10 protein-coding genes are annotated in these 16130 nt (G+C 59.4%); 3 read left to right on the top strand and 7 right to left on the bottom strand.

From position 1 onward, the window contains the following. Nucleotides 1–46: 46 nt before the first annotated feature. The 3 genes from GRI38_RS07370 to GRI38_RS07360 are packed head-to-tail and all read right to left on the bottom strand — an operon-like array spanning nt 47 to nt 6049. Nucleotides 47–1255 carry an endo-1,4-beta-xylanase gene (locus tag GRI38_RS07370; RefSeq protein WP_160682202.1) on the bottom strand — a complete coding sequence of 403 codons (1209 nt, stop codon included), beginning with the start codon at nt 1253–1255 and terminating at the stop codon, nt 47–49. Next, a complete protein-coding gene (locus tag GRI38_RS07365; RefSeq protein ID WP_160682201.1) occupies nt 1248–3647 on the bottom strand; it encodes a glycoside hydrolase family 3 N-terminal domain-containing protein in 2400 nt (799 codons plus the stop codon). The genes GRI38_RS07370 and GRI38_RS07365 overlap by 8 nt, the downstream gene beginning before the upstream one ends. Continuing rightward, nucleotides 3644–6049 carry a glycoside hydrolase family 3 N-terminal domain-containing protein gene (locus GRI38_RS07360; protein WP_160682200.1) on the bottom strand — a complete coding sequence of 802 codons (2406 nt, stop codon included), beginning with the start codon at nt 6047–6049 and terminating at the stop codon, nt 3644–3646. Before GRI38_RS07360 ends, GRI38_RS07365 begins: the two co-directional genes overlap by 4 nt. Before the next feature lie 61 nt (nt 6050–6110). Between GRI38_RS07360 and GRI38_RS07355 the strand changes: the two genes are divergently transcribed. The 3 genes from GRI38_RS07355 to GRI38_RS07345 are packed head-to-tail and all read left to right on the top strand — an operon-like array spanning nt 6111 to nt 11164. After that, entirely contained in the window at nt 6111–8225 is a 2115-nt protein-coding gene (locus GRI38_RS07355) for an alpha-glucuronidase family glycosyl hydrolase (RefSeq protein WP_160682524.1), read from the top strand. A gap of 42 nt (nt 8226–8267) precedes the next feature. Continuing rightward, nucleotides 8268–9383, top strand: a complete 1116-nt coding sequence (locus GRI38_RS07350; protein WP_160682199.1) for a LacI family DNA-binding transcriptional regulator — start codon at nt 8268–8270, stop codon at nt 9381–9383. After that, on the top strand, nt 9380–11164 hold the full coding sequence (locus GRI38_RS07345) for a dihydroxy-acid dehydratase (protein ID WP_160682198.1): 1785 nt from the start codon (nt 9380–9382) through the stop codon (nt 11162–11164). The genes GRI38_RS07350 and GRI38_RS07345 overlap by 4 nt, the downstream gene beginning before the upstream one ends. Nucleotides 11165–11177: 13 nt before the next feature. Here the strand turns inward: GRI38_RS07345 and GRI38_RS07340 are convergent, their stop codons facing one another. Genes GRI38_RS07340 through xylB form a run of 4 tightly spaced genes read right to left on the bottom strand, consistent with a single transcriptional unit; the run spans nt 11178 to nt 16106 of the window. Beyond that, nucleotides 11178–12530, bottom strand: coding sequence for a glycoside hydrolase 5 family protein (locus GRI38_RS07340; protein WP_202389852.1), 1353 nt, complete (start codon nt 12528–12530; stop codon nt 11178–11180). Next, nucleotides 12527–14431 (bottom strand): sialate O-acetylesterase, encoded by a 1905-nt coding sequence (locus tag GRI38_RS07335; protein ID WP_160682197.1) that lies wholly within the window; start codon nt 14429–14431, stop codon nt 12527–12529. Before GRI38_RS07335 ends, GRI38_RS07340 begins: the two co-directional genes overlap by 4 nt. Further along, the gene (locus GRI38_RS07330; RefSeq protein WP_160682196.1) at nt 14431–15306 is read right to left on the bottom strand and encodes an SMP-30/gluconolactonase/LRE family protein; all 876 of its coding nucleotides are present in this window, start codon (nt 15304–15306) and stop codon (nt 14431–14433) included. Before GRI38_RS07330 ends, GRI38_RS07335 begins: the two co-directional genes overlap by 1 nt. After that, nucleotides 15306–16106 carry a D-xylose 1-dehydrogenase gene (gene xylB / locus GRI38_RS07325; RefSeq protein WP_237487379.1) on the bottom strand — a complete coding sequence of 267 codons (801 nt, stop codon included), beginning with the start codon at nt 16104–16106 and terminating at the stop codon, nt 15306–15308. The genes GRI38_RS07330 and xylB overlap by 1 nt, the downstream gene beginning before the upstream one ends. Between the last annotated feature and the right edge of the window lie 24 nt (nt 16107–16130).

The raw sequence follows: 16130 nt of genomic DNA, 5'->3' as shown, positions 1-16130 counted from the left end.
GACAAGCGACGCGGCCTTTGCGGCATTCGAGATCGGAGAAGAGAAGCTAGGCGGCAGCTGCCAATGCTTCGGCAATCGCTGTCCGCATCGGTTTCGGCTCGTAGTTGGAGGTGTATGGGGTGCCGCGCACTTCGAGGCCATCGGCGCGTTTCGCGGGATCGAAATACTGCAGCCAGTTGAACTTGTCGATCATGCCCCACATCAGGATATCGTCGAGATGCGCATCGTAATCCAGCATCACATCGAAATATCGCCGCGTATAATCGGCAACCTTGCTGTCCCGTTCGGCGATATTGCTCGGTAGCTCCCGATCCTTCACGTCGAATTCGGTGATGAGGAGTCGTAAGCCCATTCCGGTTACCTCGTCGAGGAAGCGCCGCCACTCGCGCTCCATATAAGGGCCGACGCCGGTAGCAGGATCGATCTCGAACAGTTCGATATGAGACTGGATGCCGAGCGCATCGACCGGCACCCCGCGAGAGACCATGCCTTCGAGCAATCGCAGCACGTCCTCATTGTGCTTTTGGTGCTGGGGTTCCCAACTCATGTAGTCGTTATAGACGAGTTGGCCGTCGGGCAGCTGCTCGCGCGCGCTGCGGAACGCCAGGTCTATGACTTCTTCGGGGCTGCCCATCGCGCGGCTGAGGCTCGTTTCGATCGTATCGTTGCGATCGTGATCGATGGCTTCGTTCACCACGTCGTAGCTAGTGATGAGGCCTTTGTAGCGGGTCGTGACTGCTTCGATATGCTTGGTGAGCAGCCGCGCTGCCTCGGTCGCCGGATTTGCACCGAAGTCGTAGTTATTGAGCCAGTCGGGGAACCACTGTGGGCGGTGCCAAAGGAGCGTATGCCCGCGCAGAGCCAACCCGTTAGCCTGCGACCAGCGAGCGATGTCGTCCATTCGCGAAAAGTCGAAGGTGTCGGGCGAGGGGCGTACGGTTTGCCACTTCATCTCGTTTTCCGGCACGACCATGCCGCATTCGGCTTTGATGAGATCCGTGTAACGCGGGTTCTGCACCGAACCGGCGTCGGTCCGACCGGGGGTGGAAGCTATCGCACTGCCGAAATGCCGTCCGCCACGCTGAGCCAATGTCTCGAGCGAGGGCTTAGGATAGGCTTCGCCCGTCAGTGCAACTGTCGGGGCGCTTTCGGGCGGCGCGGAATTTCCAGCGGACATGCCGCCACAACTCACTAGCGGCATTGCGGCCATTCCCGCGAGCGCATGGCGGCGAGACAATTCGAAACGGTCAGGCATTTGAGACGATCTCCACGTCGGTCGATTTGAGGTCGGCGGAACTTCCGCCGGCGGATAGCTTGACTGGGCCAGGCTCGTTCACTTCTTCCATTGCCCGGTTCCAGATCGTAAGCTGGTCGGGCGTTACGGCGAAGGTCAGCGTCCGCGTTTCGCCAGGACGAAGAGTGACACGCTCGAAACCCTTGAGTTCGAGCACGGGGCGCGTGACCGATACGTCGGTGCGCGTGATGTAAAGCTGTACGACCTCGTCACCCACCCTGTCCCCCGTATTGCGGACGTCTACCTCCACCTCGATCGGCTCGGCGAGCCCGTATACCGCTTTGCTTGCCCGCGGCGCAGAGATCGCGAAGGACGTGTATGACATGCCGTGCCCAAAGGGGAACAGCGGGCCCTTGTCATCGAAGAGATAACCCCGCCTCGCGCTCGGCTTGTGGTTGTAGAAGTAGGGGACCTGCCCTTCGTTGCGCACCACTGTGACCGGCATCTTCCCGCCCGGGTTGATGTCGCCGAACAAGGCTTCTGCGACGGCGATGCCGCCTTCTTGCCCGGGATACCAGCATTCGAGAATTGCATCGGCCTTCTCGATGACGTTGGGCCAACTGGGCGGACGCCCGTTATAGGCTGTCACGATGAGCGGCTTACCGAGCGCTGCGAGTGCATCGACCAACTCGTTCTGCTCGCCGACGATGTCGATATCGGTCCGATCGCCCAAGTGGTTTGTAGCGAACCCTTCGCGGCTGGTCTGTTCGGTGTCGCCGATGGCCACGATGATCGTATCGGCGGTCTTCGCAACCTCGACCGCTTCCGCGATGAGGCGAAGGTTCTCTTCTCGGTCGGCGAGATAGATGAGGTCTTGCGAGCGATCCTCGCTGGTCGTGATGAAGACCCCCTGCGCAGTGACGAAGTCGACTGAGGGAGCCACCTGCCGCAGACCCTCTATCAAGCTGATGGTTTGCTTGGGCACGCTCGAATAACCTCCAAGGCGGGCTATGGCGTGATTGGGTCCGATGACCGCAACGCGGCCCGATGTACGCCGGTCGAGGGGAAGCGTGCCATCCTTGTTCGTCAGCAGGCACAGACCCTTGCGGGCCGCTTCCAATGCCAGTGCCCGCGCTTCGTCGTTGCCGGTGATCCGCTGCGAAAGCTCGGCATCCCCGTAAGGATCTTCGAACAGTCCCGCGCGGAATTTGAGCGTCAGCATGCGTGCGCAAGCGGTATCGATCAAATCCTGCTCGATCCGTCCGGCGCGTACGGCATCGACGAGCGTCGCATATGCCATGCCCTCGGGCAATTCGCTGTCGACGCCGGCGCGAAGCGATTGACGCGCGGCATCTTCCAAATCGTCCGCAACCTTGTGCAGCGTCGCCAGTTCGTGAACGCCGCCATAATCGCTGACGATGGCTCCGTCGAAACCCCATTCGCCGCGAAGAATGTCGCCGAGCAGCCACGTGTTGGCGTGGCTTGGTATGCCATCGATCTCATTATAGCTCGGCATGACGCTGCGGATCGATGTGCGTCGCACGATCTCGCGGAAGGGCAGGAAGAAGTTTTCCCGCAAGTCCCGCTCCGAAATTTGTGCCGGGGCGACGTTATTCCCGGCCTCTGGCTGGCCATGACCGGTCATGTGTTTCAGTGTCGCAAAGACCTTGCCGTCTTGCAGTTTCTCGAATTTTCCGGCGCCTTGCAGTCCCTCGACAGCAGCGACGCCCATTTCCCCGACGAGATAGGGATCTTCACCCCAAGTCTCCTCGATCCGTCCCCAGCGAGGATCGCGCACGACGTCGACCACGGGACTTAAAACCAGCGGAACTCCACGAGAGCGGACTTCGCGCGCGGTCACGGACTGGACACGGCGCATGAGGTCGAGGTCGAAACTGCTAGCGAGCGCGATCGCCTGCGGGAACATGGTCGCTTCGGTGGCCATGTATCCGTGAAGCGATTCCTCGTGCAGCAGCACGGGAATGCCGAGGCGCGTGTCTTCCATCGCCCAACGTTGCAGCGCATTGATGAACTCGACGGTCTGCTGCGGCGTGCGCCAGCGGGCCGCAGTGCCGCCTGCAGCGCCGGTGATACCCGGAACCCCGCGCTTGTCGCTAGGCCTAGTGACGTGACCGATGCTGTGGGGAAACGCTTCGCTTGCCCGAGCAGGATCGAAGGCGAGGCCGTCGATCATGTCTCCCTTCGCCGCCCAAGCGGTACGGATCTGGGCGACTTTCTCCTCGAGCGTCATGCGCGCCATCAGGTCGGCGACACGCGCAGCGATCGGTGCGTCTGCGTTTTTGTAAAGCGGCCCGCCACCTTGTGCGAAGGCGGCGGGCGCTTGTGCAACGGCGAGCGTTGTCAGGCTTCCCCCGGCGAAGAGCTTCAGCGCCGAACGCCGGTTGAAGCTCATGGCTGCACCGTAACGGTCACTTCCTGCAACTCCTGCGAATTGGGGCCAACCATCAAGGTGAAGTCACCCGGTTCGACGACCCGCTCCATATCGCGGTTCCACATCATGAAGCTACGCGGTTCGATCGTAACGTCGACCTGCCGGGTTTCTCCGGGGTGGAGAGTGACGCGCTGAAACCCGGCAAGTTCCTTCACCGGCCGCGTGACCGAACTGATTTCGTCCCGCAGGTAGACCTGTACCACTTCATCGCCCGCCATATCGCCCGTATTTGTCACCGGGACGCGCACGGTCACCGGCGAGCCTGCAGAGATTGTCGATGCGGAAACGACCGGCGTGCCGAACTCAAAGGTCGTGTAAGACAATCCATACCCGAACGGATAGAGCGGCGTAACCTCGTCGAAGAGATAACCACGTCGCGCGCTCGGTTTGTAATTGTAGAAGTTTGGCACCTGGCCGACGTTGCGCGCCGTGGTAACCGGCATCTTCCCGCCCGGATTGACCTGTCCGAACAAAGCCTTCGCGATAGCGGTACCCTGCTGCTCTCCGGCATACCATGTTTCGAGAATTGCGTCGGCTTCTTCGGCTACGGTAGGATAGCTCGGAGGACGGCCATTCACGAGGACCGCGACGATCGGCTTGCCGAGTTCCCTGAGCGCTTCGAACAGCTCGTCCTGTTCGCCGACCAGATCGAGGCTGGTGCGGTCACCCAGATGTTCGTCGGCCCAGCCTTCGCGGCTGGTTTTCTCGGTATCACCGATGAATAGCAGGATGGTGTCAGCTCCGCGCGCTACTTCGACGGCTTCGGCAATAATGCGACGGTTTTCAGCCGGATCGGCCAGTTCGACTTCATCTTCCCACCAATCGTCGTCGCCCTTGGTGATTTCCACACCGAGCGAGTGAACGATGTTGGCACGATTGCCTGCGATTTCCCGGATACCTTCGAGCGGGGTAACGCTTGCGCGTGGTTCCCCGTAATATCCGCCGAGCCGCGCGACATCGGCGTTGGGGCCGATCACCGCGATGGTGGGTTTCGTTGCTCCGCTTTCAGGCAGCTTGAGCGGCAATACGCCATCGTTCTTGAGCAGGACGAGCGACTTTTCCGCCGCCTGCAGTGCGAGGGCGACGCCCTCGGGTCCGTTGGACGTCTTAGCTACGGCGAGGTCAGGCCAGGGATCGTCAAACAGTCCGGCATTGAACTTCATGGTCAGGAACCGGCGCGTTGCCGTATCGATCGCTTCCATCGATACGCGACCTTCCCTCACGCTTTCGGCGAGGTTTTCAAAGCCATCGCCTTCGGGCAGATCGACATCGACACCGGATAACAGCGCCAATTCGCCAGCCGCCTGATAGTCTGGCACGATCTTGTGGAGACGGGCCATGTCTTCGATGGCATAGTAGTCGGAAACTACCGCACCTCGATAACCCCATTCGCCCCGCAGCACGTCATTCAATAGCCATGAGTTCGAGTGCGAGGGAATTCCGTCGATCTCGTTATAGCTCGCCATCACCGCGTCGATGGCAGTGCGGGTGACGACCTGCTCGAACGGCGGGAAAAACATCTCGCGCAGGGTACGCTCGCTAATCTGCGCCGGACCGACATTCGTGCCGCTTTCTGGCTGACCATGTCCGGTCATATGCTTGAGCGTCGCCATAACCTGACCGTCACGCAATTTTCGGTCGGAGCCGACGCCGGTAAGACCTTCTACCGAAGCAACGCCCATTTCTCCGACGAGGAACGGGTCTTCGCCAAAGGTTTCCTCGATCCGGCCCCAGCGCGGATCGCGCGCGACGTCGACAACCGGGGAGAGAACCAGATGGACGCCGCGCGCGCGGACCTCCCCGGCGATAAGGTCGTTGATCTCGCGAACGAGATCGGGATCCCAAGTGCTGGCAAGGCCGATCGATTGCGGGAAAGCCGTTGCGTCTTTCGCCGCGAATCCGTGAAGCGATTCTTCATGGAAGAGAATGGGTATTCCGAGGCGCGTGTTCTCCATCGCCCAACGCTGCGCATCGATGACGTATTGAATGCTGTCTTCGATGCTGCGACGCGGGACTTCGCGCGGGCTGGACGGACCGAGACGATCCGACGGGCGAGCGATCTGGCCGATACCGTTAGGATAACGGACCGATGCCTTCGCCGGATCGAAGACGTCGTCTTCGCCCTGTATCTCGTTCTTGCTGTTCCAGACGGTGATGATCTGTGCGACTTTCTCGTCCAGAGTCATCCGCGAAATGAGGTCATCGACCCGCTGTTCGACCGGCAGCGACGCATCCCAATAAGGGGCGTCGGCCATTGCCCGCTCGACCGCTACTTCTTGTGCAGACGCTGCCGGCACAGCCAAAGGCGCCATCGCTGCAAGACACAAACCCAGAGTAAGCGTCGTACGCTTGAATTTTCGCATTTTAGTCCATCTCCCGTGCGCGGGACTTGACCGACCGCGCCTTTGTGGTAGCGCTACCATGATGAGGGGAAAGAGGCTTGTCAACTGGCTTGCAGCACTGTTCGCATCAGTGCTCGGATGCATCGCGCTCGCGGCACCGGCGAAGGCCGAGGACGGCTATGGTTTGTGGCTTCGCTATGCGCCGCCGGAGGGGGAGGCAAAAGCCGAACTGTCTCGCCATCCCATTGTTCTGGCTACCAATTCCCAGCAGGATAATCCGACGATTGCGGTCGCGATGGCGGAACTGGAACGGGGGCTGGAATCACTCTCCGGTCTCGACGTCGACCGCCGGGCAAGCGTGCCGACCAGTAGTCTTTCCGATGTCACATTGATTTCGCTTCAGTGCGACCATCCGCAAATCGCAGGGGGCGGCGCTTTTTCGCTCAACTCCTCGTCTTCGAAGGTTTCGATACTGGCCTCCGAACCGATCGGCTGTCTCTATGGTGCGTTCGCCTTGCTACGCTCGCTATCCGAAGGCGAGCCGCTCGATTCGATCGCCTATTCGAGCGCACCCGCCATGCCGTTGCGCATGCTCAACCACTGGGACAACCCCGACGGTCATGTGGAGCGCGGCTATGCCGGGCGATCGATCTTCGATTGGTGGCATTTGCCCGAGCGACTCGATCAGCGGATGATCGACTATGCGCGCGCCAATGCCTCGATCGGTATCAATGGTGTCGTCGTGAACAATGTGAATGCGCGCGCCTTCATGCTGGAGCAGCGTTACATCGCCAAGTATAAGCGTCTCGCCGACGCTTGGCGCCCTTTCGGCATCCGTCTGTACGTTTCTGCGCGTTTCAGTGCGCCGCAGGATATTGGTGGGCTGAACACCTCGGACCCGCTCGATCCCGCGGTGCGCGCCTGGTGGAAGGCGAAGGCGGACGAGTTCTATCGTGCGGTTCCCGACTTCGGCGGTTTCCTCGTGAAGGCGAACAGCGAAGGCCAGCCCGGACCGCAGGATTTCGGCCGTACGCACGCTGACGGCGCGAACATGCTTGCCGAGGCCGTCGGGAATCGTGGCACGGTAATCTGGCGGGCTTTTGTCTATTCGGAAGAGGACGAAACCGACCGCGCAAAGCAGGCTTATGCCGAATTTGTCCCGCTCGATGGCCAGTTTGCGGACAATGTCATCATTCAGGTCAAAAACGGTCCCATTGATTTTCAGCCGCGCGAGCCTTACCATCCAATGTTCGGCGCCATGCCAAATACCAATTTGATGCTCGAAGCGCAGATCACGAAAGAATATCTCGGTTTCGCCAGTCATTTGGCCTTCCTTGCACCTATGTGGGAAGAGGTGCTCGACGAGCAGACGGGAAGGGCAGGGACGGTCGCAGAGGTCGTAAGTCCCGTTGGAATGGCAGGCGTTGCCAATACGGGATCGGATCGCAACTGGACCGGTTCTCATTTCGATCAGGCCAACTGGTACGCCTTCGGGCGCCTAGCTTGGGATCCAGACCTTAGCAGCGAGCATATTGCACGCGAATGGGCTTCACAAACTTTCACGCGCGATCCGCAAGCAAACGACGCGATCGTCGCGATGATGATGCGCAGCCGGGAGGCTGTGGTGAGCTACATGACTCCGCTCGGTCTCGCACATCTTATGGATACGGGGCATCATTACGGACCAGCGCCTTGGGTCTGCGACCTTGCGCGGCCCGAATGGAACCCGTGTTATTATCACCGCGCAGATGCCGAGGGTATCGGCTTCGATCGGACCGTACATGGCTCGGATGCGCTGTCTCAATACCCCGACGAGATCGCGGAACGCTGGGACGATCCTGCGACTATCGATCCTCGTTTTTTGCTCTGGTTTCATCATGTTGCCTGGGACGCGAAGCTTTCGTCAGGGGAAACCTTATGGGAGGCTCTCGTCGCCGAATACGATCGCGGCGTCGAAGAGGTCGACGCGATGGCGAGGCAATGGGCTGAACTGTCGGACGCAATCGATCCGCAGCGCTTTCGTGCGGTTTCCGAAAGCTTGGAAATTCAGTGCAAGGAAGCGCGCTGGTGGCGCGATGCCTCGATTGCCTATTGGCAATCGATCAACGGGCTACCTGTGCCAAACGGAGCTCGACAACCTGCGGAGACGATCGAGGCCTACCAAAGCCGCAGTTTTCCGGAAGCTCCGGGACAATGATCGTACTTGCCCACGTCTCGAACATAGTTCTATGGCCTTGCAATGATTGAACTAGGTGGGACGGCCAAACTGAGCCGAAAGCGTAGCACGCGCCGCAACGGAAACAATGCACCGACAATCGCTGATGTAGCCCGTGCCGCACAGTGTTCGCCGATGACGGTGAGCCGCGTCATAAATGGCGAGCAGAATGTCCGCGAAAATACGCGGGAACAGGTGCTCGCAGCGATCGAGAAACTTCACTACGTGCCTAACCGCGCCGCGCGATCGCTTGCGGGTGGATCGCAACTGCGCATCGCGCTTCTGTTCGACAATCCTTCTGCTTCTTATCTCAGCGAGTTCCTGATGGGAGCGCTCGAAGAGGCCAGTCGGCGCGATATCTATCTCGTCGTCCAGAGTACGGAAACGCAGCCGAATTACGGTGAGTTGATCCGACGCTTGATCGAAGGGGGAATTGCTGGGTTCATCCTTCCTCCGCCGTTATGCGACGACCAGACAGTCCTAGATGAAATTTCGACGGCGGGTGCGATCGCGGTGGCAGTCGGTCCGGGTAAGGCATCCGGATCGCATGGGGCTGTCTTGATCGACGAGTTTCAAGCTGCTTTCGACATGACGAGCCACATAATCGGGCTCGGGCACGAACGGATTGGCTTCATCATCGGCAACCCCGAGCAAGCCGCCAGTGAGTATCGCTTGCGGGGATATCGGGAGGCCATGGAGAAAGCCGGACTCACGCTCGATGATAGCCTGGTCGTCCAAGGTCAGTTTACGTACCGATCCGGCATGGTCGCTGCTGAAAAGCTCCTTCGCAAGGCGAAACCTCCCACAGCGATTTTCGCTTCGAATGACGATATGGCTGCGGCAACAGTGGCGATGGCTCATCGTCGTCACCTAGACGTTCCGAACGATATAACCGTCTGCGGCTTCGACGATACGGAACTGGCAAGCTCGATCTGGCCGGAGCTGACTACAATTCGCCAGCCGATCCGTGAAATGACGACGCAGGCTGTTTCGATGATCGCGAAGGCACACAAGAAATACCGAGGCGGCAGGGACGTGAAAGGCGAGCAATTGACCTTACCGTACAAACTTATTCGGCGAAACTCGGACGCCGGGCCCAGCCTCGCTTCCTCCTTCAACAAGGCCGAAAGTGAAAAGTGAATAGAGCCGAAGAAAAACGAAGGTTGCGGTCGCGCGACTGGTTCGACAATCGCGAACGGATGGACATGACGGCGCTCTATCTCGAGCGTTTCATGAATTACGGCGTCACACCTGAAGAACTGCGTAGCGGCAAACCGATTATCGGTATCGCGCAGTCGGGTAGCGACTTGTCGCCTTGCAACAGGATTCATATCGATCTCGCCAAACGGACACGTGACGGAATTCGCGATGGGGGCGGCATTCCCATTGAATTTCCGGTTCATCCGATCTTCGAGAATTGTCGCCGACCTACTGCAGCGCTTGATCGAAACCTGCTCTATCTCGGCCTTGTCGAACTGTTGAATGGCTACCCGATCGATGGCGTGGTCCTGACGACCGGGTGCGACAAGACCACGCCCAGTCAGATCATGGCGGCGAGCACGGTCGACATTCCTGCAATCGTCTTGTCAGGTGGTCCGATGCTGGACGGTTGGCACGAAGGCGAACTGGTAGGTTCGGGAACGGTCATCTGGCGTAGCCGCCGCAAGCTGGCAGCAGGCGAGATCAATGAAGACCAATTTCTCGATCGCGCAACATCCAGCGCGCCGAGTGCCGGCCATTGTAATTCGATGGGCACGGCCAGCACGATGAATGCCGTTGCTGAAGCTTTAGGCCTGTCGCTAACTGGTTGCGCGGCCATCCCTGCACCGTATCGAGAACGCGGGCAGATGGCCTATCGCACGGGTCAGCGCATCGTGGAAATGGTGCGGGAAGACCTCAAACCGTCCGATATACTTACGATCGACGCTTTCAAGAATGCCATTGCCGTGACGAGCGTGATCGGCGGGTCATCCAATGCGCAACCCCATATCGTTGCCATGGCGCGCCACGCTGGCGTCGAGCTTGAGCCGGAAATCTGGCAGGAACATGGCTACGACCTACCGCTGCTAGTGAATATGCAGCCAGCTGGAGCCTATCTCGGCGAACGATTCCACCGTGCGGGCGGCGTGCCTGCGGCCATGTGGGAATTGCTCGAAGCTGGAGTCCTTTACGGCGACGTTGCAACCTGCACCGGCAAGACGATGGCCGAAAACCTCTCGGGTCACGAAAGTAAGGATCGCGAGATGATCCGGCCCTTTGCCGATCCGCTAATGGATCGAGCCGGGTTCATGGTCCTTTCTGGTAATCTGTTCGATTTTGGCATCCTCAAGACTTCCGTGATTTCAGAGGATTTTCGGGAACGCTACCTTTCTCGTCCCGGTCATGAGGGCAAGTTTGAAGTACGTGCCGTGGTCTTCGACGGCTCCGACGATTATCACCACAGGATCGACGAACCATCGCTCGAAATTGACGAAGAATGCATTCTCGTAATTCGGGGATCCGGGGTGATAGGCTGGCCGGGCAGTGCGGAAGTGGTCAATATGCAGCCGCCCGAACGTATGATCCGCGAAGGCAAGTCCTGGCTGCCCACGCTCGGAGACGGGCGACAGTCGGGCACGAGCGACAGTCCTTCGATCCTCAACGTTTCTCCTGAAAGCGCGGTCGGCGGCGGCCTCGCTTGGCTTCGCACCGGGGATATGATCCGCGTCGATCTCAACAATCGAACCTGCAACGCTTTGGTTGATGAAGACGAGATTGCCCGTCGTCTTGCCGAAGAGCCTACGCCTGCCGTTCCTGAGAGCAATACGCCATGGGAAGAACTCTTCAGGGAGAAAACTGGCCAACTCGCCGAGGGGGGAGTGATGGACTTCGCTATCAAGTATCGCGGCACTGCGCGCAAGCTACCGCGGCACAACCACTAGGCGCTAGTCGCGATTAAGCGTGGCAGCGGGTCTTCAGGCCAAGGCATTCGCGATCTGCATGGGCCTTGATGAGCTCGATCATTTCGCCGTCACTGTCGAAATTACCATACCAGCCTTGGGGCTCATGGGGCGGGTCGCCCATGTAAGCGAGGTCGCCGTCTCGAAAGCGAAAGTTCTCGTGCTCGGCTCGCGCTTCGCCGTTCCACGCCCAGAAATTGCTGCCTTGTAGAGCGCCGCCCCTGCGCCAGCTTTCTTCTACCGCTTTATAGATGGTTCGATAATACAGCGCCCGATATCGAGCAGTCGTGTCGGGCGAATAGGCCTCGTCATCGCGCGGAAAGCCAAATTCTTCGATCAGCAGAGGTTTGCCCATTTCTTCGGCGAGGCGCATGTGCACTGCGAGGTAATCTTCGACTTTTGCTTTGCCCGCGGGCCAGGTGCCGGGCAGGTCGTCGCCGGAAACCCAGCTCCAGTTGAGTGGCCAGATGTGAGCTGTCATGTAATCGACCGACTTGTGGGCTTCGACAACCAGTTCCGCATTTCCGTTAGTTGCCTGCGTGCCTTCCTGGCCGAGCGATACGAGATGATTGCTGTCGATTGAGCGAATGAGGTCCGCGGTCGATGCGATCCAGTCGAGATAGGCGCCCCGGTATCGTGCAATTGCCGATACGCTTCCGCCGGGCCGCGGTTCGTTGGCGTGCTGCCAACTCATGATGGCAGGATCGTCCTTGTAGGGCAGGCCCGTTATGGAATTCGTTCGATCGACAACCGCTGTTACGTGCGCCCGGTAGCTTTCGATCGCGGCTTCGTTAGCGTAGAACGCGGCGGTCGCGTCGGCGAATGCCGGCCAAGGGTGCTCGGGGTCGCCCATGTCCATATAGTCGCCGGTCGCGCGGTAGAGCAGGGTCTGCAATCCGCCCGACCATTCCCAGAAGTTGGATAGCGCAAGCACCGCCGTCATTCCGCGCTCGCCTATTTGCGCCATCGCAAAATCGAGGCCTTCCATAAGCGCTTTGTTGGTGCTTCCGTCGCCCCGGGTGAACCCTGGTTTGATGGAACTTTTGAGTGGCCCTTCCTCGGCGGCAGCCATGATCCTCAGATTATTGAGGCCCATTGCTTGTAAGCGATCGAGTTCGCGCTTCAGCCTCTCGCGATTGCCATATTCCGCATCGGCCCCGAGCCACGCAGCGTACCACATATTGGCGCCGACGATACGATATGGCTCTCCGCTGCGCTGAAACTGAGTTCCGCTGCGCCGAATGAAACCTCGGGTGCGGCGGTACGGATTTGTTCTGCAACCTCCCAGAGCCAACAGCGCCGTAGTTGCTGAAGTCCCGGCCAGCATGGCGCGCCGGTCGAGCATCATTCCTCTATCTGTAGTTCGAAGCCAGGGATCGGCCTGTTGTTGCCATCATAGAAATTGACGATCGGTGCATCGGACCATGCATAGCGGACGCGGCTGGCTGCTGCCCCCGCCGGAAGATCTATGAGCAAACGTTGACCGTCCAAGCGCGGAGATACGAAACGGCAATTGTCCTGGACTTCCCCGCATAGCTCGACGCCCAATGCTGTCGGACCGCTATAGGCAACCAGGTCGCCCTCGAGGTCTTGGAACCGAACGATCACGAGGTTACCTTCGCGGCGAGCGGAGGATGGTTTCGGCATGGCCTGACCGGCCAGAGCCTGCGCCAGTCGAACCCCAAGCACATTCTTGTTTGCGGGATGGATGTCGCTCGGTTCGCCGATATCGATGGCAGTGACCAAATCGGCGTTCTCATCAGCCTGGACTGCTGCAAGCTGCTCTTGCCGCAATTGCGCCCATCCCGACTCCACAGGTTTTGCAGATCGTTCGCCGAAGTCCGCCAATTGGACGACGAGCATTTTTGCTTGCGGACCGAACTGCTCTCGCCAGCCAGCAAAGAGGGTCGCAAGCTTGCTGTCGTAGTCGGGCTGGCCGACATCAGATTCGCCTTGGTACCACGCTACCGCTACCAGACGCATGGGGCCGAGCGGTGCGATCATCGCATTGTGCATGACCCCCGCACCGGCATTGGCGTCCCAAGGGGCGCGCGGCGGAGCGCCTTCGACGTCGGCAATGGAATACTCCCAATCCGCGCCCAGCGGCACTGGGACATCGCCATTGCCCGGCGTGAAGAAGAGCCGATCCGGTCCGCCGAAGAAGCCTCCGGTATCCCACATGTTGTTTGCTGCGATCAGTATTTCGTTTTTACCTGCGCGTAGCAAATCAGCCGGCACACGATAGGTACGTTCAACGCCCCAGCCGAAAGAGTAACCCACAGGCTCGCCATTCACGAAGGTCATGTCGAGATCGTCGATCGCGCCGATCGACAGTGCTCCATCTTGCTCGGCCTGCTCTTTCGTCAGTGTGACCGTTTGCCGTAGCCAGACATTCGCACGTGGTTCTTCGTCAAGACCAGTGCCTTCCCATTCATTCCAGAACGAAAATTTCGGTATTGGCGACCATTCAAGTGAATCATAGTCGAGCCATGGTTCCCGACCGTCGTCCTGCGACTTCCACCATTCCTTCCATCGCGGTGCGAAGGACCGGGTCGCGGCGAGGGGATCTGCATCGTAGGACTGGAGCAGTTGGAGCGTCTCTGCGCCCTCCATCGCTACGACTCCTTCAGGAGTGAACCAAGCTCGTGCCGCGCTGCCGCCCCAATTGGAGTGAATGAGGCCAACCGGAACGTCGGGCCGAAGTGAACGCAGGTGTTTCCCCATGTAGAAGCATGCGGCCGAAAACTCTGCGACTGTTTCCCCGTTTGCCGTTGTCCAGGATAGCGTTTCCGCAAACCGATCTGCGGGTACCGGCGCGGTCGTCTTCGGTACTTTGAAAAGCCTTATACCGTCATCGGCTGCCACGCGTAGCTGGTTGTAACTATCGAGCGCCCGATTGACGGACAGTTCCATGTTGGACTGCCCCGAGCAAAGCACGACATCGCCGATAAGCATATTGTCGTACCGGGTCTCGCCCGTGCCATCTTTGAGAACCAGGCGCATTCCAGCGGCGCTCGCCGGTTGCGCGGGCAGAGTTACTCGAAAAATTCCATCGTCATTAGCGCGGACGGTTGCGCTTTCGTCCGCTATTTCCGCGGTCACGGATTCACCGGGTAGTGTCCTGCCTTCGAGGACTATTGGCTCACCACGTTGCAGGACCATGCCGTCGCCGTAGCCAGGCCCGAGAACCGGCGCTGCCATCGCACTTGCAGGCAGCGATAGAGCGAGCGTGATAAGCCCCAGCCGCATCACCCGAGTTTCGCCTTGGTCTGCGCGAAGCCCGCTACCGGTGCGTCGAACGCAAACAGGCCCCCTGCATTCGGGTAGGCTTTCATGTCCTCCGCCTCCATGTTCTTCGTCGCGCTGGTAGCATAACCGGTCCGCAAGTCGCGCCCGCCGAAAGCCATCTTCGTAACATCGCGCGCAGGTATCTCGATCATGGTGTCGAGCTTTCCGTCCGGCGTGAACCGGGCGACCTTGCTGCCGAGATAAAGGCCGGTCCAGACATGACCCTCTGCGTCCACGACCGGACCGTCGGGATAGGCTTCAGGAAAGAGTGCGCCTGTATCAGCGAAGGGCCGGGCTTCGCCGACGCCTTCCAGCGAGAGATTGGCGACGTAAATCTTCTGTGCCGTCGTATCGGTGAAATAGATCCGATCACCCCCGGCACTGACCGCTGGACCATTGGTGATTGTGATACCGTCCGGTCCGGCGGCACGAATGTTCCCGCGATCAAACACGTAGAACCGCCCCGATGCCGTGTTTTCGCCATCGTCCATCGAACCGAACCAAACGCGGCCCCAGGGATCCGTGCAAGCGTCGTTCAGCCGGTTGGTCGCTGGTTCGCCCGGCACATCCATAAGCTTTTCGAAGCGCTTGGCTTGTGGATCGAACGTATAAAGTCCGTCCTTCAAACCGCAAAGTAACAAGCCGCCATCGGCCGGAATCGCCCAGCCAATCTGATCGGGTGCTTCGCTGTAGGAATTGCTGCCGGTGTCGGGGTCGTAATGCCAGAGCCGGTGTCGCTTGATATCAACGAACCAAACCACTTCACGTTCGGCGTCCCACAATACGCCTTCGCCAAGCTTGCTGTCCGCGGCCAGAACGGTCCTGACTTCAACCATCAGCGCCAACCTCCATCCACCCAGTAATTATGCGCAGTGCAGAATCGCGCATCATCCGATGCGAGGAACATCACCATTGCGGCGATGTCGACCGGCTGAATACGCCCGTCGACGCATTGCGCCGCGACGATCTCCGCCTCTCCTTCGGGCGTATACCATTTCATCTGTCGCGGTGTCTGGACGTTGCCAGGAATCACCGTGTTTACACGAATGTTGTCGCGACCCAACTCGCGCGCGAGACTGCGGGTAAGGCCTTCGATCGCCGCTTTGGCGGTCTGATAAATTGCCAGGTCCCGCAGTCCTAAATGCCAGCTGATCGAACCCATGTTAACAATCAAACCGCCACCAGCTCCACGCATTGCGGGAACCACCGCCTTGGCAGCGAAGAACTGGTGCTTGAGGTTCACGGCCATGCGCTCGTCCCAATAAGCGCTCGTGACATCATCGATCGTATGTCGATCGTCGTTCGCAGCATTGTTTACGAGTACGTCGCATCCGCCGAGTTCGGCGATCATGGCTTCGATTTTTGCGGCATAATCATCGCAGTCAGTTATGTCGCAGTGACGAAACAAAGGCTCGATCTCGGCATCCGACAGGCGTTCGATCAGGGCATGACTAGGTTCTTCCATCAAGTCGACGAACGCGACTGCGGCACCTTGGCGCACGAACCCCTCGACAATACCCTCGCCGATTCCGGATGCTCCTCCGCTAACGATGACCTTCCGCCCTTTCAGGCTGGGGTATACCGCCGAATGCGCAGCATTATTGCCACTTTGGCTCATCAAACTCTTATTCCTCATCCCTCACGCGCCACCGGTGTCATT

It is taken from the genome of Parapontixanthobacter aurantiacus, from assembly GCF_009827635.1.
Taxonomy (GTDB): Bacteria; Pseudomonadota; Alphaproteobacteria; order Sphingomonadales; family Sphingomonadaceae; genus Parapontixanthobacter; species Parapontixanthobacter aurantiacus.
The sequence above is the reverse complement of the archived record's forward strand: the minus strand, read 5'-3'. Positions and strand labels throughout refer to the sequence as shown.